Here is a 20,268-nt window from a genome sequence, read left to right as displayed (position 1 = left end):
ACGGGGCATTGGCATACCCCAGCGCAGCATCGTTAGCTCTGGGTCGTCAGCGTCGACGTTCCGAAGTACTGGGGCGGGATAGTCTGGGTATACATCAAGCTGCGGGTCGACACGGTTCGTCACGTCACCGAACTTCGGGAACAGACGGCGCATGGCCTCATGATTGGTCGTGATGTTATATAGATTGCACATGCGCTCCTCCAAAAAAAGAGAATAGGGCGCAATTTACCGCGGTCCAGCTATGTTGAAATACGGCATATGCCGTATGGCACTCTAAATGGATTTGCCGTCCTCTGAATCTGGATGGCGCAACACGCCTGCGCGTTCATATTTGTGTTTCAGGCGAATTGCTGGCGAGGCCAGTAGAGGAGGGCATAATGAAAATCATTGCGATTTTAGCAATCGGATCAATCATGGCGTCGGGGGCTGCATTCGCAGCTGTTCCACCGTCCTCGGATATCAAGCAAACCGTCAAGCAGGATCAGGCATCTGGGCCGGTATTCGCTGGCGGACCAGGCAGAATGCTTTCCCCATCCCTCCCTCGTGGCGGCAAAGGCATTTACATACGATAAACGTCTAAAGTCTGCCTCGTTTATTCGAGGCAGACTTTCCATGTTAACGCCGTCCAGCCAGCGCATCTTCGCCTTGCTGCTTATGTGCAAGGCAGAACCAAAGCTGGCCGTATTTTGTCTTATATCCGAAACTGCCCCATGCCTTACAATCAGCATCATTACACCAATGCTCGAACAGTTTGCCCGGTTGCGAAACGTGAGCTTTGTCGTTGTTGTATCCGGTCATTTATCACCTCGGCATCTTTGTGACGCCAAACTGGCCTTCACCTTTTGATTTGCAGTGAGTGCAGCGCATGCGCTTATGAAGATCCACGAAATACGTATGCGTTCCGAACTTCCGCAGGATTATCCGATATTCAATCGGTCCTATGTGGCCACAGTGATTGCAATAACCGTGCAGCTCGTACCAAGACGCCATATCCATGATGCGCGTCGATGCAGGCAGGCCTTCAAGATTACGCGGCTTCGGTCTCATTTCTCAAAGTATGTTTCCCACGGCTTGGACTTCTTATCCTTGGGGTCGTAAGGAACGCCGCCATACAGACGAATAAACTCCTGCTGACCTTCTTTTGTCGGGAAGTGGGCAACATCGAAACCGATCAGTCCATGCCTTTTGCTACCCCACAGACGGTACCCGCCGAGTCGTGCGCGATCAGTAAGCATCTGGATAAGATTCGTTCGATGCCATGGCGTGAGATGAATCACGACCTGGTATGGATACGTCATATTCACAACGGTAGGGCTTGCTTCACCCCGCGAACGTGTCATTTCGCAAACACGGTCGGTTTCCAGCCACGCGAAAATCCGAGTGACATTGCGAGACAGGCGTACTCAATTTCTTTGATAAGAAAATCCCGGTCTTTTAGCAGCGCTTCCATGGCAGCGCGCATGTCGCCTTTGTGATAGGCGAGAACCATTTCGATTTCGTCGTCGTAGCTTTCAACAGTCGCAGTCATGGCGTTTTCCTTTAGTCCAATTCTACGCCGCCAATGTTCTCGCTATGTTCCAGTCCGAATTAAGAGTCAAGCCGCAATGCTGACCAATTTTCTGCCGTTACCCCGAGTGTTACCCTAAAGTAAGAATCCAGAAGAAGCAAAATGGCGCGGTGTGCTAACTATTTGATTTTCTCGTAAAATCTGGTGCCGCTTAGCAGACTCGAACTGCTGACCCCATCATTACGAATGATGTGCTCTACCAACTGAGCTAAAGCGGCCCGGAACCATAGTTCCAAATTCCCGAAGGAGTATCGATCTTTATATGACCGATCGGTGCGCTGATAACCAAAAGCATGCAGGAAAGCAAGCTCCAAAACGCATATTCTTCACGTTTGTTCAGGCCAATTGGAAACAAAGCCTCCATTATGCGTTACAGGAGGCTTTGTTATCTTAACGATGGCAATTATACGTTTCGACAGATACGGTTGCGAGCCTGCTCATATTCCTGAGCCAGTCGGCCAACCAGCTGCGCTGCGGGTGCGATTTCCTTAATTGCACCAATCCCTTGTCCGCATCCCCAAATGTCCTTCCATGCTTTGGTGCCTTCCTGGTGGGCTTTGTCGAAGTCCATCTTGGATGGATCAGCCTCCGGCAGGTGATCAGGGTCGAGGCCGGATTTAGCAATGGATGGTTTGAGATAATTGCCCGCTATTCCAGTAAAGTAGTTGGAATAGACGATGTCAGCAGCGTTGGATTCGACGATCATCTGTTTGTAATCGTCAGAAGCGCGAGCTTCTGTTGTCGCAATGAATGGTGAGCCGATATAGGCAAGGTCTGCGCCCATGGCTTGGGCTGCGAGAATTGCCCCACCATTGGCAATCGCGCCAGAAAGGAGCAGGGGGCCATCAAACCATTCGCGAATTTCTTGAACGAGCGCAAAAGGTGAAAGCGCCCCTGCGTGACCACCAGCGCCGGCGGCAACGGCAATGAGACCGTCTGCGCCTTTGCGGATCGCTGAGTTGGCATGACGGTTGTTGATGACGTCGTGCAGTACTATCCCTCCGTATGAATGGATAGCTGCATTGACTTCAGGAACCGCGCCCAGCGAGGAAATGACGATAGGGACTTTGTATTTCACACACAAACCAAGGTCATGTTCCAACCGCTTGTTGGAGCGGTGCACGATCTGGTTAACCGCGAACGGAGCGGCTGGGCGGTCAGGGTTTGCGGCATTGTAGGCAGCGAGATCTTCGGTGATTTCGGCCAACCATTCGTCAAGCTGCGCTTCAGGGCGCGCATTGAGCGCTGGAAATGAGCCGACCACGCCTGCCTTGCATTGCGCCAGCACTAAAGCCGGATTGGAAATGATAAACAGTGGCGCTCCGACCACGGGAATGCGCAGCTTGTTTTTCAAAATATCCGGCAATGCCATTTCATCCTCCAAAAATTGACGTTTCCGTAAACGTAATATGTCTAGCACGGCTTTTGCCAAGGGCAACCTGAAAAATTGGAGAAGGTCCTGCGCAATATTAGTGCTCGCCATAAGGCTGTTTTGCTAAAGGTCAGGGGAAAATCATGCTTAAAGTTAATATTTGGTATCTTTGACAGTTCTCGCGGGTAGCCAAAATGGGTCTAGAACAGGTAAATGCCTTGATTCAGACGTTAATTTCGCTGAGGCTCATTTAACCGGCTGTGCCCGACGGACCCAGCCAACAGACGCAACCAAGGAAGAGCAGCCCTTTGGAAAGTATTGAACGCGCAATCAGAAATGCATTCGCAAAGTCGGACGCGCATAATCCGGCCACTCGTCAGCGCATTTATGAAGCGGCTTGGGGTGCGCACGAGCGCGCGTTGACGGCAAATGCTGCCCTTAGCGAAGATCAGAAGCAGCAGCGACGTCAGAAGATCAAAGATGCCATTTCAGAGATCGAGGCTGAGTTTAAATCCGGTTCTGTAGCAAATGCCAAGCGAGAGCCGTCACTGGGTGCACCGGATTCGTCCGACCCTGTTTTGGGCGAGGATGCTTACGAAGCTGGTCCTGCGCTTGATAACGCAGATATCCGCTCGACTTCGAAAAAGAAAAAGCGTGGATCAGCCGATTTAGGTTACGAAGCGGGCGTCTCTCGCAAAGATCGCAAGAAAAAGCGCCGCTCACCACTTATCAGTGTCGGCATCCCGGTAATGGTCATCGTTATTCTGGGGTTGATTGGCTTCTCGCTTTACAACAGCTTTGCGGATTTCACGCGCGGTAATGGTTCCAGCCCGCTTTTGACCGATAATCGCATGGCGCCGATCAAGGAAGGTGAAGATCCGGAAGGACGCACATGGATCAATATTTTCACGCCTACCGAAGCAACGCGCATGTCAGTGCAGGGTAGTGCAACGGCCGAAATCATGCGCGAAGGCACCAACAGCTTCGCACGGGTTCTGTCGAAGGGCCCTAATGACAGTGTCACATTTGACGTGGGCGAAGGTGTGCTGAACCAGCTTATAGGCAAAAAGGCGACCTTTGACATTGTTGCCCGCAGTGACGATGGCAAGCCAACGCAGATGTCGGTCAATTGTGATTTCGCAGGTCTTGGTGATTGCGGACGCAGACGTTATGACGTGCGTGATTCCGTGAGTGATTTCCTGTTTGATCAGGATTTTCAGGCAGGTCAGTCCGCCGGTCGTGCAGGCAAGATTACGATCAATTCTGATCTCAGTGGTGCAGGCAAGCCTGTCGATATTTTTGCAATTCGCGTCACCACGGCTGCTGAGTAAAAGCATACTCAGCTCAGCAGTTTCTCCAATGTTTCAAGTCGATCCGCTTCGCGGGGCGGCTTGTCCCAGCGAAGACGTGAAAAGCGCGGAAAGCGCATGGCAACGCCCGACTTGTGTCGGGTAGAACGGTTCAGTCCTTCAAAAGCAACTTCAACCACTAGTCCATGATCTGGTTCCGCGCGGACTGAGCGAACGGGACCAAAACGCTCAATCGTGTTTTCGCGAACAAACTTGTCGAGAAGCTTTAACTCCTCATCAGTAAAGCCAAAATAGGCTTTTCCTACTGGCACCAGAACAGGCTCGTCTTCGGGGCCGGTCCACACGGCGAATGTGAAGTCGGAATAATAGCTCGATCGTTTGCCATGCCCACGTTGGGCATAAACAATCACAGCGTCCACGGTGAATGGATCGCGTTTCCATTTGAACCACGGCCCTTTGGGACGTCCCGGAACATAGGCACTGTCATAGCGCTTCAGCATCACGCCCTCAATCACGGGGTGAGGCGGGTTCAGGCGCAGGTTTGCCAGTTCGCTGAAGTTTTTGAACGGCAATACGGGCGATAGATCGAACCTATGCTTGTCGAGCTTTTCAATGAAGCGCGTAAGTCGCGCGCGCCGTTCAGAGAAAGGCAATGGACGCAGGTCTTCCCCTGTTTGCTGCGTGCCCTCCTGCAAAAGATCATAGACGCGTATGAACGCGGGATACTCCTTTAATTGCTTTGCTGAGACGGTCTTGCGGTTTAGTCTCTGCTGCAAATCGGAAAACGTTGCAGTTTCAATGCCAGTTTCGCCGTGATGCCCTACGAGCAACTCGCCATCAATCGAGCCTTCAAAATCCATGGCTTCGAGTATATCTGGAAAAGCACCTGAAATGTCGTCACCAGTGCGCGAATAAAGCCGTCGAACACCATTTTCCGATACCGCCTGAACGCGAATGCCATCCCATTTCCACTCGGCACTATAGTCAGATGGATCGAGCGTTGGAATTTCAGATTCATCAATGGCAGTCGCGAGCATGACTGGCCGGAAGGGCGCATCGGTAGTGGCTACGGGTTTTGAACCATGACCTTCAAGCCATGCGAACAGCGCTGAAAATGGTGGTGCCTGTCCGTGCCAGAGTTCTTCAATTTCGACGACCTCCACGCCGCCAAAATCCGCCAGCGCCTGTTTGGCAAGACGAGCAGAAACACCGATACGCAACCCACCTGTGACAAGCTTAAGCAGCGCGTATCGTTCTGAAATGCCTAGCAGATCGAGCCAGCCTGCCACAAGCAGCGGCCCCTCGCGGCGCGAGGCGTTTCGCAATTCATGCACGACCACACTGAGCGGCAAATTGGCACCCACTGGCGTTTCATTCGGACCGGGCCAGATCAGTGAAATAGTTTCGGCAAGATCGCCAACATAATCATAGGAATAGGCGAAAAGCGTGGGATCGCTGCGCTCGGCTATCAATGCGCGCAGCATCGCGGGTTTGACACTCTGCAGTTCCAGATCGCGCGTGATGGCTGCGAGTGCCAAGCCACGGTCAGGATCGGGCGTGGTACGAAAATAATCGACCAGCAGCCGCAATTTGCCGTTGCGCTGTGGTGTGAGGACAAGCCGATCAAGGAGTTCAGCGAATGCGCGCATCAATCGCCCTCGTCTTCATAGCCGACCAGATTTAGGGGGCGTGCGGGGATGCTTTGTAATTCACACCAGCGAACGAGGGCTTCTTCGCGCCCATGTGTGACCCAGACTTCTGCAGGCTTTATCTCGCTGATGGTTGCCGTCAGCTCGTTCCAATCACAATGATCAGAAATAATGAGCGGCAATTCTACGCCGCGTTGCTTTGCGCGCTGGCGGATACGCATCCAGCCCGATGCGAAGGCAGGCAACGGACCGGGAAAACGCCGCGCCCAGCGGTCAGAAAAAGCAGATGGCGGGCCGACCACGATTTTTCCTGCAAAGTCGGGCGAGGCTTCGCCTCGTTCAAGCGTTGCAGGTTCCAGCTGACCAAGCTCAATGCCTTGCGATTGATAATAATCGCAGAGCTTTTGCAGGCCGCCGTGAATATAAATCGGCTCATCATAGCCTGCATTGCGGATAAGCTTGATCACCCGCTGTGCTTTGCCGAGCGAATATGCGCCGACAAGATGTGCGCGCTCGGGAAACTGAACGAGTGACTTCAGCAAAGTTGCGATTTCGTGTGAAGCTTCGGGATGACGAAAAACGGGAAGGGCAAAGGTTGCCTCCGTGATGAAAACATCGCAGACAATTGGTTCAAACGGCGCACAGGTTGGATCAGCGGCGCGTTTATAATCGCCTGATGCGACGATCCGTGTACCATCTTTCTCGACTGCAATTTGCGCAGAGCCAAGCACATGGCCAGCACCGTGGAAGCTCACCCGAACACCATTGATGGTCAGTGTTTCACCAAGTAGAGCGGGTTGTGCGCTGTCTGCAAAATCGACGCCATAACGGATCGCCATGATGTCGAGTGTTTCTTGCGTCGCAAGTACATGAGTATGTCCGGCGCGCGCATGATCAGAATGCCCGTGCGTGATCAGCGCGCGGTCTACCGGACGCACCGGATCGATATAAAAATCGCCGGGTGGGCAATAAAGGCCTTTTGGTGTGGAACGCAAGAGCTCGTCAAAACGCATGATTGATTAGATAGGTCAGTCACTTCGCCCTGGAAAGAGCAGAGAAACCGGACTGCTGACAAAAAGAGAACAAAAGTGAACAAACATCTTGGCGGAAAGCGTTGCGAGCATTAGATTGGGGGAGTGACGCTGAACCTGACCCCGACTTCTGAGACTGCAGCTTTCCATCTGCCAGACCGTTTTGTGAAATGGTTTGCGGAAAAGGGCTGGTCGCCGCGCGCCCATCAGTTGGAGCTGCTTTCGCGTGCAGAACAAGGGCAATCCACGTTGCTGATCGCCCCTACTGGCGCAGGTAAAACGCTGGCTGGTTTTCTGCCCGCATTGGTTGATCTGGAGCGGAGTGGCGGCAAAAAGCCGGGTATGGCGAAGCGTGGTGTTCACACGCTTTATATTTCGCCGCTCAAGGCACTTGCTGTCGATATTCATCGCAATCTGACAGTGCCGGTTGAGGAAATGGGTCTCGACATCACCATCGAGACGCGGACAGGCGACACGCCTGCACATAAGCGCCAGCGACAAAAGCTGGTACCGCCTGACATTTTACTCACCACGCCGGAACAGCTTGCACTCTTGATCGCATCCAAAGGGGCCGAGCAGTTTTTCAAAGGTCTGCGCTATGTGGTGCTCGATGAGCTGCATTCACTAGTCATTTCCAAGCGCGGTCATTTACTGGCACTGGGCCTTGCGCGCCTGCGCCGTCTGCAACCGCAGCTGCAGACCATTGGTCTTTCGGCAACGGTGGCCCAGCCGGACGAATTGCGCCGCTGGTTGGTGGAGCAAGATGGAACAGAGCCAAAATCCGGTCTTGTGACTGTGCATGGCGGTGCCAAGCCTGAAATCACCATTCTTGATTCCGAAGAGCGTGTCCCCTGGGCGGGGCATTCTTCGCGCTATGCCATTCCGGATATCTACGAGGCCGTTCGCGCACACCGAACGACATTGCTCTTCGTCAATACGCGCAGTCAGGCTGAAATGCTGTTTCAGGAACTCTGGCGCGTCAACGAGGATACGTTGCCGATTGCGCTTCATCATGGATCTCTCGATGCCAGCCAGCGCCGCAAAGTGGAACAGGCCATGGCAGCCAACACCTTACGAGCTGTGGTTGCCACCTCGACGCTTGATCTTGGTATCGACTGGGGCGATGTCGATCTGGTCATTCATGTTGGTGCGCCAAAGGGGGCAAGCCGCCTTGCGCAGCGTATCGGTCGCGCCAACCACCGTATGGATGAGCCAAGTCGCGCCATTCTGGTGCCTGCCAATCGTTTCGAAGTGATGGAATGCCGTGCAGCGCTCGACGCCAACTATCTCGGCGCGCAGGATACGCCGCCGCTGATCGATGGTGCGCTTGATGTGTTGGCGCAACATGTGTTGGGCATGGCCTGCGCCGAGCCGTTCAACGCCGATCAGCTTTATAGAGAGATTCAGAGCTCGGCCCCATATTCGAACCTTTCGCGAGAAATTTTTGATCGTATTCTCGATTTTGTGGCCACCGGAGGTTATGCGCTCAAAACCTACGAGCGCTTCGCCAAAATCCGCAAGACTGTTGATGACACATGGAGGGTTTCCAATCCGCGCATTGCGCAGCAATATCGTCTGAACATTGGCACGATTGTTGAAGCACCGGAACTGAATGTGCGCCTCACACGTGGTGGCAAGGGTGCCAATGCCCGTGCTGTTGGAAGAGGCGGTCGCGTTCTGGGGCGGATTGAGGAATATTTTCTCGAAACGCTGACACCGGGCGACACATTTCTGTTTGCAGGCAAGGTGCTGCGATTTGAGGGCATTCGTGAGAATGAATGCATGGCTTCTAATGCCGCAGGACAGGATGCGAAAATCCCGGTTTATGCAGGCGGGAAATTCCCGCTTTCCACCTACCTCGCTTCGCAGGTACGCGCGATGCTGGCGGATCGTTCGCGCTGGCAGTTCCTGCCGGAACAGGTACGGGAGTGGCTGGAACTGCAGCAATTCAAATCTGTTCTGCCACGCACAGATGAGTTGCTTATTGAGACTTTTCCAAAAGGCGGGCGCTTTTACATGGTGGCCTATCCTTTCGAGGGACGGCTCGCACATCAAACGCTCGGCATGTTGTTGACGCGTCGTCTGGAGCGCATGGGCGCCCATCCTTTAGGGTTTGTTGCTACCGATTACTCGCTGGGGCTGTGGGGCCTCAAAGACATGGGAGCAATGATCAGCGCTGGCAAACTCAATCTTACACGCCTGTTTGACGAGGATATGCTGGGTGACGACCTCGAAGCATGGCTTGATGAAAGCTATCTTCTGAAGCGCACCTTTCGCAATTGTGCCGTGATTTCGGGGCTTATCGAACGACGACATCCGGGACAGGAGAAAACAGGCCGTCAGGTGACGGTCTCGACCGACCTGATCTATGATGTGTTGAGAACCCACGAACCGGACCATATTTTGCTACAGGCAACCCGCGCCGATGCTGCGACCGGGCTTCTGGATATCAAGCGTCTTGGTGACATGCTGGCGCGAGTGAAGGGGCATCTTCTGCACAAGCCGCTTGATCGCATTTCGCCGCTGGCGCTGCCCGTCATGCTTGAAATCGGACGGGAACGTGTTGCAGGTGAGGGCGATGAGTTGCTGCTTGAAGAAGCGGCGGATGACTTGATCAGAGAAGCGGTAGGATGAACACAGCAGTCTGGGGAAATGGTGAAGCTTATAGTCTGGCGCATGCGGAAGTGCGCGGGGTTGCGACCATTTATGATCCCTGCGGTGCGCTCTTTCTGCCGGATCTGCACATGCTGGTGGTCTCTGATCTGCACCTCGAAAAAGGCTCGTCCTTTGCCCGACGCGGACAGCTCATTCCGCCTTATGATACAGCAGCAACACTCGACATGCTGGCAGCGGTCTTAGCACGCTATCAACCCCGCACGGTAATCAGCCTCGGCGACAGCTTTCATGATGCGAAGGCCAGTGAACGACTGCCATCGCTTTATGCTATCCGGCTCAAATCACTGATGGAACATCGCGAGTGGTTCTGGATCACTGGCAACCATGACCCCGACCGTCCGGCGGACCTGCCCGGTGATTGCGTTGAAGAACTTGCTGTTGGGCCGCTTACTTTCCGACATGAGCCATCGCGGACACTGGCGCAAGGCGAGGTGGCTGGTCATCTTCATCCCGCAGCACGGATTGTTCGGCGCGGACGCTCGGTGCGACGTCCGTGTTTTGCAAGCGATGGCGAGCGGCTTATTATGCCCGCATTCGGTGCTTATACAGGCGCGCTCAACGTGCTCGACCGAGCGTTTCGCGGGTTGTTTGTCGATGCAAGCTTACGCGCCTATATGCTAGGGCAGGGCAAGGTTTACCCGATTGCACACGGCGCGCTGGTGGGTGGCTAGAGCGCCGTGCGCCCTCCTGGGCGCGCAAAGGTCGCTCTAACACTCTATATTTACGGCATAATTTTACCTTAAACTGATTCAAGTTTAAGGAATTATGCCGTAGTGGCCTGATTCCGACATTTGCATCCCTGGGATACAGGTGTCGGACAAATGTCGGAATCATAAAGACCACTAGCAAGTTTATGAATCTAGTGGATTTTCCGAGTTTGACGTTTGAAACAGTGTGTGTCAGTCGGGGTTCAAACGTCAAATTCAATCCACTAATCTTTCTTGAACAAAATACGACCAGCCCAGCCGGTGAAAACAGCCAGGAACACCGCGAACAAACCATAGTAGAAGCTGTATTTGTGCGCGGCATCATAGATGCTTTGCTCGACGCCGGCCTTCACGATTTCAAGGCTGGCATTGGCTTCGCGCAGGAAAACTCCGTTGCGGAACAAAAGCGCGCGTGCCCGATGGCGTCCGACTGGCACATTTGCTGACAGGTTCAGTGTTGCTCGGAACAATGTGCGCGAAATAAATTCCACACCGCCAATGCGCTGGCTATAAAGCCCTTGCCGCAGTTTCATCTCACGCAATTCATCGCCGAACTTCGGAATATTGCCCGACAGGCTCGCAGGGTCTTCCGGCCTCAGATAAAAATTGCGGACACCAACTGAAAGCTGGCGGTAGATTTTGTCATCCGCAATATCCTGCAAGTTGCGTGTCGAAGCCAAGGAGTAGGAAAGCGGGACACCAAGGAAGGTTTCAGAATCTGCATTTACCCAGACACCCAGATAGCGTTGTTTTTTGCGTACGACCAGATCGCGCGCTGGTCCTTGCAGAACGACGATAATGTCGTAGCGTCCCTGCCGTTGGATCATCGGATCGGCATTATCAAGCGCACCAAAGATCGTGAGATCCGTACCGCCAAAATTAGAGGTAATGGCGATCGTTTCGGTTGAAAGGCCAATCTCGATGGTTTCTTCAGCCGGGTTTTGGAGTTGCGGCACACCATTGCCATCACCGATGGAGTTGATCTGCGCTGATACTGGCGTTGCTGCAAAGCCGAGTAGCAAAGCGGATATGAGGCTGAGTTTCCTCATGTCATATATCCGCAATGGTGATCGAGAATAGATTATCTGGCCGCACAAAAAGGCCGAATGCAAGACGCAGGCCTACAGCGAGAACCAACAAGGCCAGCAATAGGCGCAGCTGTTCGCCACGCAGTTTCTGGCCCGCGCGCGCGCCATATTGCGCACCAATCACGCCGCCGAGCATCAGGAGAAACGCCAACACAATGTCGATGGACTGGTTGGTTGTCGCCTGCATCACGGTGGTGAATGCTGTGACAAAGGTGATCTGAAACAGCGATGTGCCAACCACAACATTGGTGGGGACATGCAGCAGATAGATCAGCGCAGGCACCATGATGAAGCCGCCGCCCACACCCATCACCGATGACAAAAGGCCGATAAAAAAGCCGATGCCGAGCACAGGAATGATGCTGACATAAATGGTTGATGCACGAAACCGCATCTTGAACGGCAGCTTATGTATCCACGTGTGCTGACCCGGACGGCGGATTGCGCCTGCCTGTCCTTTTTTTACACGGCGAAGCGCACGCACGCTTTCAACCAGCATCAGTCCGCCAACCGTGCCGAGGAAGAAGACGTAAAGGATCGAAACGATCAGATCGAGCTGTCCTAAGTCTCGCAACCACGAGAACACGAAAATACCGAGTAGTGACCCGACTATACCACCCGCGACCAGAAAAAGGCCGAGCTTGATGTCGAGCGTTCGCCGCTTGAAATGCGCAAGCGCTCCAGACACCGATGAAGCAATGACCTGATTGGCGCCTGTGGCCACGGCAATTGCCGGTGGAATGTTATAAAAGATCAGCAAAGGTGTGATCAGAAATCCACCGCCAACACCGAACAATCCTGAAAGAAAACCAACGGCAGCGCCCATGCCGAGCAGAACCAGCATGTTGACCGATAATTCCGCAATGGGAAGGTAAATACCCAATTCCGAACCCGGTTTTTACAACGCACAACACGCAGCCCGTTGCGGTCGCGCCATGCCGCAAGGTCTGTCTTGAAGCCCCAGAGCAGATTTCGATCTCACTGAATCGATCGACGCTCTAATCGCTTGTTTTAACGCGCATCTTAGTCGTGAAAATTGTTTCTGCACGTTTAAGGATGCGTTCTAAAGGTCTTGCTCTCTCAAACAGGGGAAGTCAAACCCGGATTGAGAATAGAGTTACTTTGAACGATAATGAGAAAAGAAAATGGCACATTGTTGTTTGTGAACAACATTATGCCCCTCCGTGCTCCATAAAAACGTCATATTCTGACGGCGCGACTTGGAGTGCGTACCTTGTCCGGAAGGCCGTTTTCCCTTTTCGGGATGTGCTGATTATTCGTATGAGCCTTGCCGGTTGCTCAGTACAATATTGATGTGTTCTTTCGGGGTAATAATTGAATGCGTCGAAGACGGATAGAATTGCGCTTTGATTGCAATTGGGTCCGATATTTTATTATCGATGAGGCTGCCGTTCTTTATCACATAAAGATATGGATTGGTAATGCTTGCACTATAGGCTCCTGCAAACTTACTCCCAGATGTGATGCCGAACGAGGTCGCTGCATCAGAATAATAATGCCCATTCGTGACGGTCCAGTCTTCTGTCGGAACGGAGCGCGCCATCGAGGTTTTTTTGCCGTCCGGCGTTGAGAAATTGAGATTGAACGAAAGCGCCATATAGATATTTTTTAGTTCTGAATTTCCGGAAAGAACTTTGAACAGCGACTTATATGGGTGGATTTCTTCAGCCGGAATGAGACGGCCGTCCAATGACGATATCTCGAAATCAATCGCATCCCCTTGGAAGCCTTTGACATCCTTGTCCAGTGCAAGGGGTATTTTAGCAATTATGCCATTTTCCATCTCGTTATTTACATGCAAAAGCATCACATGGCCCCCTTGTTCTAATGATTAAATAATGAGTGGCGGCAATTGGATTCAAGCTGTTACTTCTGGCAGAAAGTAAATCCGTTGATGGACCGTTTTGCAGCGGTTAGCGACGTTGACACTGTGGAAAATCTTTGTAATTCGCAAAGGTTCAGCGAGGCGGGAGGGATGTGCCATGATGAAATACGGTATTCTGGCTCTTACGGCATTGATCCCGTTACCAGCGATGGCGAATTGTATTCCGCCTTGGCAGACGCAATTTGCGTGTAATATTCCTGAGCGTAATGCGCGCGCAGAGTTTTGTCGCATCGCCGACCCAAAGGCCCATCCGGATAAAAAAGAAGCCTATTATAATTATGTGATCGGAACCAAGCCGTCGGAACTCTATTTCGAAACCAATTCCACGTGGTTTTCGACAAAAGACACGAATATCGATCATCCAACCGATATGACGATGGCAATGGGCTATGCGCGCGGCGACTATGTCTATGCGTTTGTTGTGACTGAAGACAAGCGTGAATCGGACGGCATCAGAGATGCCGAAGTGCGCGTTTATTCATCGACGGATAAATTCACCAACGACACCAAAGACAACGAGACCGCAAAATTATACTGCGATCCCGCGTCGATTATCGCCGATCAAGACAGCATCAGACCTTGATCTGACGTTTACTTGTTCTTCTCGAGCAGGAGTTGCACGAGCTGCTGATTGACCTCGCCAGTTGGCTCTTGCCCATGGGCCTTCTGAATTTCAGCAATGGCATTGCGGGTCTTATTGCCCATCAGCCCGTCTGCTGTCCCTACATCATAGCCATTCTTCTGGAGGATGAGCTGGATGTTTCGAACGGCTTTCTTCATATCGACCGAGGCAGTTGTGACGGGCTTCTCATCGGACCAGCCCTCGGGCATATCGACTGAATTGGCTTCCTGATTAAGCGGCTTAGCCTTCCAGAGTTCAACGCTGCCCTTCGCACGTTCAAGCTGCTGGGGCTTCATTGCTTCGCCGATCTGGTCGCGCTTGTCGGCTGCATCCTTGTCGCCAGCTTTGGCCGCAAGCGCAAACCATTTAAAGCTCTCTTCGAGATTAACCTGCATTCCTAGACCCTTGGCGGCCAGAATGCCGAGATTATACTGGCTATCCTTGACGCCAAGTTCTGCAGCTTCGGTAAACCAGCGCACGGCAGATGCATTGTCGGGTGTACCATTGGCGCCTGATGCAAAAAGCACAGCGAGATTATGCATAGCGCTGGCATTACCCTGCTTGGCTGCCTGCTGATACCAGTCGACTGCTTTGGTAAGGTCACGGGGCATGCCGAGCCCCTTCTCATTGAAATTGCCCATGCGATAGAGCGCTGGCGCAAAGCCTTTTTGGGCCGACTGTTCATACCACTTTGCAGCTTCGGCCAGGTCTTCCTCAACGCCACGGCCTTCCATATAGCGATTGCCGATTTCAAAAAGCGCACGAGAGTCACCGGTCATTGCTGCTTCACGCAATGCTGCGGGGCCAGCTTCAACAGGCACTTCGGTTACAGTAACTTCCGGTTCTTCAGCCGGTGTCGTATCGGCGATTGCCGGTTCTTGAGGTGCCGGAGCTGGCATTGGTGCATTCAGATTGCTTTCCTGCTGCGGCTTGGCAATCTCTGTCTCAGGCACAACCACTTCTGGCATTGGCTGCGCTTTAGGTGCAGGCAAAGCTTCATTTGCGGGAGCGATGGAAGCAGTAGTTTCTTTGTCGATTGCGGGGGCTTCTGTCTTTGCGGAAAGCTCTGCCTGTTGATTGGCTTCGAGGAAGGCTGAACCTGCCTGCAAGCCAGCAATTGCCAGCATCACAGCACCAATCGCCAGCAGAATAGGTTTGCGCTGACGATTGAAAAGATCGCTGATCGATCCTTTCTTCTTCTGCGAAGCTTTTTCAGACTGCTGTTCGAGCCTGGTCGATTCCTCTGCTGCCTGCTGCGCAGTACGACGTGCTACGCTGATCAGGTCGGCTTTGCCACCTGTTTCAGCTTTCGTACCTTCTTGCTGACTGCGTTCTTCGCGCACACGCTTCATGATCGTGTTGAGGTCAAGCACGCTGTCATTGTCGGGCTGAACTGAATCCAGAGACGCACTCAGTTCTGGTTCCTGCCGCGTCTTCGGTGTCAGCTTTGCGAGTTTCTCATCTGCGTTTGGCGCATCGACAATCGGCTTCGAATGATTCTCGGAGGCCTGATTTGCCAAGGTTTTGGGAGCAAGGTTCGAAAACGCTTGCGGTGCGGCAGAGTAAGGGTTTGCGACCGGCTTGGCTTGTGGGTTTATCTGCGGGAGATGTGGTTGCGCATCGATCTGCTGTTCAAGGCTTGCAAGTCGATCAACGACTTTAACGAGTGTCTCGTGGACAGCCTCAAATGTCTTGCCGTTCCGCTCATCAGCATTGCGGGCAAGCGCCTCAAGCGATTTCATATCGTTGGCGAGCTGTAGTGCAATCGCAGTGTCATGTTGCGAGCCATGCTTCAATACATGGGCAACAGCAGTTTCAGCGGCTTCGCGAGCTGCGTCCAGAACCGTTTCGCGATTGTCTGAAATCGAACGCTCGATTGCATCAAGGCGTGGCTTGATTTCTGCAAATTCGGCTGACGGCTTGGCCAGTTGACGCGCGAGATTTGCGATCTGGCTTTCGAGGCCGCGAATAGCTTCGCTTTCTGCAAGCGCGATTTCTTCCGCCTGAGGCGTTTGCAACAAGCTAAGCGATATCTGTTGCGAAATATCGTCCAGACGACCTTCAAGCGTATAGAGCATGCCACCTTCGGCGTAATGGCTTGCATATTGCGCATCGAGGCGCTTGGTCAGTTCCTTGAACCGATTGTCGACCTTTTCCAGAAGTACTGGATTTGGCTCAAGAGCCCATTTTTCGGCAGAAGCGAGCTTTTGGTCAATTGCTTCCAAACGTGCATCGACATTGTGGTAATCGGAGTGGCTCAGGTTTTCCATAACCTTGCCAACCTGATGGGCAAGGAGATTGATTTGCTGTGCCAGCTGATCGATTGCCTGTTCAGGCAAACGCGATCCTTCGCTTAAGGCATCAATGCGCTGCGAAAGTTCACCGAGGCGGCGAAAGAGCGTGTCGGCATTTTGTTCGGCAACAGAGCTGTCGAGTTGCTGCGTTAGTTCATTAAGGCGACGTTCGATGCGTTGCAGACGAGGTGCTTCTTCGTGATCCGAGTTCTGATGGCGGTTGGTTGCGATTACGGCACGGCTGATTGCATCCAGACGGCTATCAATCTGGCGCAATACGCCGTCGTCAGAAAACGAGGTGCCCGGCGCTTGGCGCTGTTCCGCAAAACGTGGTGCAAAAGCCGGGGCTGGTCGCGTGTTATGCTGTTCGGCCTTATTCTGCTCATCGCTCAGGCGGCGCAGATGCTCAGCAATTTCTGCGAGACCTTCAATACGCCTATCGGTTTGCTGTGGTTCAATAGCGCGGGGACGAGGTGCAGCACTGCCAAGCTGACCTAAGCGCTTTTCCAATTCTGCCAATGTGTTGTGCAGCTCGTTCATAGCGCTCGACTTCGGTGCCGCAGGCGTATGGCGCTCACGCAGGGCGTTGAGTTCATCTATGATAGAGCGTGAACCGGATGCCTGATGAGTGTTTGCCATGTGAAATTCACTTTTCCAAAAATAGAAGCTAGCCGAAAGCCGAATTCACGAACGAGTCGAAGCCATGATTGCTGAGGCTATATTCTTACAATCGTGGTAAATAAGTCGTTAAAATCTATTGCTGATTGCATAAAAACGGCCTCCTTTGGGGAGGCCGTTTTGGTGTTAAGTTTTGGAAAAGCCGGTATTATTCGGTTGCGAGCACTACACGTGGACGCAAAGTTAGGGCAAGGGCCAGGAAGACCAGGCAGGCAATCGTAACGAATACCGGCAGGCCGTGGGTCAAATATTGCTGAGCGATGCCGGCAAAGAGTGGTCCGATCAATGCGCCGACACCCCACATGAGGCCCATACTGGCATAAATGCCGACAAGTTGCGCGCCTTTGAACTGGCTCCCCACGACACTCAACATTATGGTATAAATACCGACGAAAGCACCACCCCACACAAACAGCAGCGTATAGGTGAGCCATGGCATAGTAAGAGCCCATGGCCAGACGGCTGCGCCTGCGGCTGAAAGGGCTGCGAGAATGATGAGCAGGCTCTGACGGCTCATTCGATCACCCAGAAAACCAATAGGAATTTGGAGGACGATTGCACCGAACATCATGACGGACATGAGCTGCGTTGCCTGATTTTCGTTCCAGCCGAGATCGACGGCATAGAGCGGCAGAAACGATAGGCCAGCCGATTCAATGGCAGCATTCAACACTGTTGCGGCGAGTGCGACGGGCGCAAGTGCCAAATAGTGCAGCGGGCTTCCATGTGGTTTGTCGGTAATCGGCGGCGCGCTGACTTTGGGGCTTGCAATCAAAAATGCTGCTACAATCGCAAGTGCAGAGCCGATCAGATAGGGCAGGAACCCACTTGATCCCACCAATGAAAGGATTAAAGGCCCAAGCGCAAACCCAAGTGACAGGGCAGCTGTGTAAATGCCCATCGTCTTGGAGCGATTCTCGTCCGTACTCAGCGAATTGAGCCAGGTTTCTGAAACGACGAATAATGTTTCTGATGCTGCTCCCAGCAATATGCGCAGTGGGAACCAAAGCCAAATCAGTGGTATTGCGGGAAACAGGCCGAGAAGCAGCGCCGCAGCGGCGAGGGCTACGATAACCAACAAGCGCATGCCGAGCAATGCACTAAGGCGCGGAAGCAAAAAGGCCATGCAAAGTACGCCGACCGCATGCATTGCGGCGTTGGCACCGATAATGGCTTCGCTGAACCCCATTTCATCCAGGTCGAGTGCAATGAGCGCGGCACTAAGACTATATGTCAGGCCGAATATCATTGCAGTACTTGTGACCGCAGTGCGGGAGAATACGACATTGGAAGGGGTTTGTTCAGTAGTCACAGCGATGATCCGAAGAGCTTGATATTAGAAATACTTAGATATCAAGCGGGACGAGCAATCAACTGGTTATGACAATTCTTTTCTGGTTGTACTTGAAGTGTTAAACCAGTTTTCGAGACGTTTAGTCATCGTGACGAAACAAAGAGGAATGCCGAATGAATCCGCCCGCCTATTCGACTTTCGCGCGTACGCCGTCTGTTGAGGAGTATTTGCATCTTCGCGCGGTGGCCGGATTAAGTCCGTTTTCGAAAGAGGCGGCAATACAAGGACTTACGGGCACTGCTTTTGCTGTTGTGGTTGTGCACGAGGATAAAGCGATCGGAATGGGGCGGTTGATTGGAGACGGAGGCTGCTTTTTTCAGGTGGTAGATATTGCAGTCGATCCACAACATCAGGGGCGAGGTCTTGGTAAGGCGATTATGGACGCCATTATGCAACATGTGAATGCGGAGCTTCCTGATTCAGCCTATGTGAGCCTGATCGCCGATGTGCCAGCTAACAAGCTTTATGAAAAATTCGGCTTTCAGGAAACTGCACCAAGATCGCTTGGGATGGCATATCGGGTAAAGAAAACGGCTTAGATGCTGCCGATGGTCTATAAATTACAGCCTTTCTGTTAGTGCAAACTTTCTAAATTATCTGTAACTTTCAGTAGCATGTTGCTGATGTTACGTTGGATTTGCGTTCCGACTTCTGGGCAGGGGCATCGGTTCGCAGTCGCTCCAGCAGCCCTCGCTGCGGAGCGACTTTTGTTAGTGGTTGCTGCACTAACCATTTGCAACTGCAACAAACTGTCATTTTTGTTTTTCACGATCGTATTTATTTATGGGGTGCACCCTGTTTGCAGGAAGGCACCCGTATCGCGCACCCCAAGCCCCCCGCCCAAATGCGCGATGCGGGCCTTTGTATTTGATGAGGCTGCTATCTCTTCAGTTGCTTGCAAGTCTAGCTTTAATCATACAGAAATAGTATGATTATGTACTTGCTCGTTTGATTTGCTTTATTCAAACAATACTGTTATCAAGCCGCCTCTTGGGAGGATTAAACCGCCTGCGCGCGCTCAGTCGCTGCCGGGCGGTTTTCCATTTCAGGTCGCTTCGAAAACTGTTTCGCACTTTTCAAGCTGCGCATTTAAGATGCGTGTCGTAGCCAAGTTCTTGGGCTCGCATATCAGCTATGCATATTTGCATCTTGTAATCAGCATGGCTGCTGCCTATTTTCGGGATGTTCAGTTTCACTCCTCCTCCCAGAAACTGAACTCGAAGCGCGGCACTCCTCCTCCCAGTCGCGCTTTCCAGATCAGCTCGCTTCGCACTCCTCCTCCCAGCGAAGCGGGCTTTCTTGTCTTCAGCCCCGAATTTGGTTTTTATAATTTCACCACAGCTGATGATCTGTTTTCACGCGCGCTTCTCCAGCATTTTTCAATTTGGCACAGCACTTATTATGCAGTCGCCGCTTGTTTAATCGTTATTGAATTCAGCTCGAAAGTTGAAACCGTAGCTCGCTGATTGTCGGGCTTTAAGCAAAGTGATCCCCACAATTTCCTGTAAATGCTGCGTTGGTTTCTCTTATTCGCTCTATCATCCATTGATTTTGTTATATTTTTCCGGGTTCCTCCAAATAGGTGCGGGGGGGGTGCGGATAAAAACTTGGACTGGTTTTACGTCACAATGCCAAGACAGTTTCGATATTCGATTGGGCTGCGTGCGCCAAGTGATATCTTAATCCGCCTCTCGTTGTACCACCGAATGTAGCCATCAACTTCATTGATAAACTGCTCGAGTGTGGTGTTCTTCCAATCGCTGGGATAAAAGAACTCTGTTTTCAGCCTTCCGAAGAAGCCTTCGCATGCAGCGTTATCTGGAGAACACGCCTTGCGGGACATTGAGCGCACCAGCTTCGCATCACTGATCCTTGATAGCCAACCCGGCCAGCGATAGTGTGCACCCCGATCAGAATGCACTATTGGCCGCTCATCTGTACCTGTGAGAGTTTCTATTGCGGTATCGAGCATCGTGTTGACCAATTCCGCATCTGGTCTCGTTCCGATAGACCA

18 protein-coding genes, 1 tRNA gene and 1 pseudogene are annotated in these 20,268 nt (G+C 52.4%); 7 read left to right on the top strand and 13 right to left on the bottom strand.

Translation table 11 applies throughout. From position 1 onward, the window contains the following. Positions 1-192: pseudogene (locus QBD00_RS23300) on the bottom strand (SOS response-associated peptidase); the annotation flags it as partial. A 185-nt stretch (positions 193-377) separates the two neighbouring features. On the opposite strand from QBD00_RS23300, the gene QBD00_RS23295 reads away from it, so the two are divergent. Continuing rightward, a complete protein-coding gene (locus tag QBD00_RS23295; protein ID WP_318580668.1) occupies positions 378-572 on the top strand; it encodes a hypothetical protein in 195 nt (64 codons plus the stop codon). A 43-nt stretch (positions 573-615) separates the two neighbouring features. On the opposite strand, the gene QBD00_RS23290 is transcribed toward QBD00_RS23295, so the two are convergent. The 4 genes from QBD00_RS23290 to QBD00_RS23275 form a co-directional block, all read right to left on the bottom strand. Then, positions 616-798 carry a hypothetical protein gene (locus tag QBD00_RS23290; RefSeq protein WP_318580667.1) on the bottom strand — a complete coding sequence of 61 codons (183 nt, stop codon included), beginning with the start codon at positions 796-798 and terminating at the stop codon, positions 616-618. 538 nt (positions 799-1,336) lie between these two features. Next, a complete protein-coding gene (locus QBD00_RS23285; protein WP_318580666.1) occupies positions 1,337-1,528 on the bottom strand; it encodes a hypothetical protein in 192 nt (63 codons plus the stop codon). Positions 1,529-1,709: 181 nt separating this feature from the next. Continuing rightward, a tRNA-Thr gene (locus QBD00_RS23280) sits at positions 1,710-1,785 on the bottom strand. 185 nt (positions 1,786-1,970) lie between these two features. Then, positions 1,971-2,939: an NAD(P)H-dependent flavin oxidoreductase gene (locus QBD00_RS23275; RefSeq protein ID WP_191792671.1), complete on the bottom strand. Its 969-nt coding sequence runs from the start codon at positions 2,937-2,939 to the stop codon at positions 1,971-1,973. Between the two features lie 308 nt (positions 2,940-3,247). On the opposite strand from QBD00_RS23275, the gene QBD00_RS23270 reads away from it, so the two are divergent. Then, positions 3,248-4,270 carry a hypothetical protein gene (locus QBD00_RS23270; RefSeq protein ID WP_264230953.1) on the top strand — a complete coding sequence of 341 codons (1,023 nt, stop codon included), beginning with the start codon at positions 3,248-3,250 and terminating at the stop codon, positions 4,268-4,270. Between the two features lie 8 nt (positions 4,271-4,278). On the opposite strand, the gene QBD00_RS23265 is transcribed toward QBD00_RS23270, so the two are convergent. After that, entirely contained in the window at positions 4,279-5,898 is a 1,620-nt protein-coding gene (locus QBD00_RS23265) for a cisplatin damage response ATP-dependent DNA ligase (protein ID WP_318580665.1), read from the bottom strand. Then, the gene (locus tag QBD00_RS23260) at positions 5,898-6,911 is read right to left on the bottom strand and encodes a ligase-associated DNA damage response exonuclease (protein ID WP_318580664.1); all 1,014 of its coding nucleotides are present in this window, start codon (positions 6,909-6,911) and stop codon (positions 5,898-5,900) included. Before QBD00_RS23260 ends, QBD00_RS23265 begins: the two co-directional genes overlap by 1 nt. A 123-nt stretch (positions 6,912-7,034) precedes the next feature. On the opposite strand from QBD00_RS23260, the gene QBD00_RS23255 reads away from it, so the two are divergent. Continuing rightward, a complete protein-coding gene (locus QBD00_RS23255) occupies positions 7,035-9,563 on the top strand; it encodes a ligase-associated DNA damage response DEXH box helicase (protein WP_318580663.1) in 2,529 nt (842 codons plus the stop codon). Beyond that, the gene (pdeM, locus tag QBD00_RS23250; RefSeq protein WP_191792676.1) at positions 9,560-10,276 is read left to right on the top strand and encodes a ligase-associated DNA damage response endonuclease PdeM; all 717 of its coding nucleotides are present in this window, start codon (positions 9,560-9,562) and stop codon (positions 10,274-10,276) included. The genes QBD00_RS23255 and pdeM overlap by 4 nt, the downstream gene beginning before the upstream one ends. Before the next feature lie 260 nt (positions 10,277-10,536). Here the strand turns inward: pdeM and QBD00_RS23245 are convergent, their stop codons facing one another. The 3 genes from QBD00_RS23245 to QBD00_RS23235 all read right to left on the bottom strand — a co-directional run bounded on the left by QBD00_RS23245 (position 10,537) and on the right by QBD00_RS23235 (position 13,228). Continuing rightward, positions 10,537-11,361, bottom strand: coding sequence for a TIGR02186 family protein (locus QBD00_RS23245; RefSeq protein ID WP_151091642.1), 825 nt, complete (start codon positions 11,359-11,361; stop codon positions 10,537-10,539). Position 11,362: 1 nt separating this feature from the next. Then, positions 11,363-12,244, bottom strand: coding sequence for a sulfite exporter TauE/SafE family protein (locus QBD00_RS23240; protein WP_235901760.1), 882 nt, complete (start codon positions 12,242-12,244; stop codon positions 11,363-11,365). 429 nt (positions 12,245-12,673) lie between these two features. Continuing rightward, on the bottom strand, positions 12,674-13,228 hold the full coding sequence (locus tag QBD00_RS23235; RefSeq protein ID WP_318580662.1) for a hypothetical protein: 555 nt from the start codon (positions 13,226-13,228) through the stop codon (positions 12,674-12,676). A gap of 175 nt (positions 13,229-13,403) precedes the next feature. Between QBD00_RS23235 and QBD00_RS23230 the strand changes: the two genes are divergently transcribed. Beyond that, positions 13,404-13,889, top strand: a complete 486-nt coding sequence (locus QBD00_RS23230) for a hypothetical protein (RefSeq protein ID WP_318580661.1) — start codon at positions 13,404-13,406, stop codon at positions 13,887-13,889. An 8-nt stretch (positions 13,890-13,897) separates the two neighbouring features. Here QBD00_RS23230 and QBD00_RS23225 read toward each other — a convergent pair whose 3' ends face one another. Next, positions 13,898-16,861 carry a peptidoglycan-binding protein gene (locus QBD00_RS23225; protein ID WP_318580660.1) on the bottom strand — a complete coding sequence of 988 codons (2,964 nt, stop codon included), beginning with the start codon at positions 16,859-16,861 and terminating at the stop codon, positions 13,898-13,900. A gap of 187 nt (positions 16,862-17,048) precedes the next feature. Then, positions 17,049-18,212, bottom strand: coding sequence for an MFS transporter (locus QBD00_RS23220; RefSeq protein ID WP_191792679.1), 1,164 nt, complete (start codon positions 18,210-18,212; stop codon positions 17,049-17,051). A gap of 155 nt (positions 18,213-18,367) precedes the next feature. Between QBD00_RS23220 and QBD00_RS23215 the strand changes: the two genes are divergently transcribed. Together QBD00_RS23215 and QBD00_RS23210 are read left to right on the top strand one after the other, a co-directional pair. Further along, positions 18,368-18,793: a GNAT family N-acetyltransferase gene (locus QBD00_RS23215; RefSeq protein ID WP_318580659.1), complete on the top strand. Its 426-nt coding sequence runs from the start codon at positions 18,368-18,370 to the stop codon at positions 18,791-18,793. A 555-nt stretch (positions 18,794-19,348) separates the two neighbouring features. After that, positions 19,349-19,720, top strand: a complete 372-nt coding sequence (locus QBD00_RS23210) for a hypothetical protein (RefSeq protein ID WP_318580658.1) — start codon at positions 19,349-19,351, stop codon at positions 19,718-19,720. 152 nt (positions 19,721-19,872) lie between these two features. Here the strand turns inward: QBD00_RS23210 and QBD00_RS23205 are convergent. Beyond that, on the bottom strand, positions 19,873-20,268 hold a 396-nt coding region (locus QBD00_RS23205), incomplete at its 5' end, for an IS3 family transposase (protein ID WP_318580657.1).

It is taken from the genome of Ochrobactrum sp. AN78 (assembly GCF_029909885.1).
In the GTDB taxonomy this organism is placed as follows: Bacteria; Pseudomonadota; Alphaproteobacteria; order Rhizobiales; family Rhizobiaceae; genus Brucella; species Brucella quorumnocens.
This window is presented reverse-complemented; position numbering and strand designations above follow the sequence as displayed.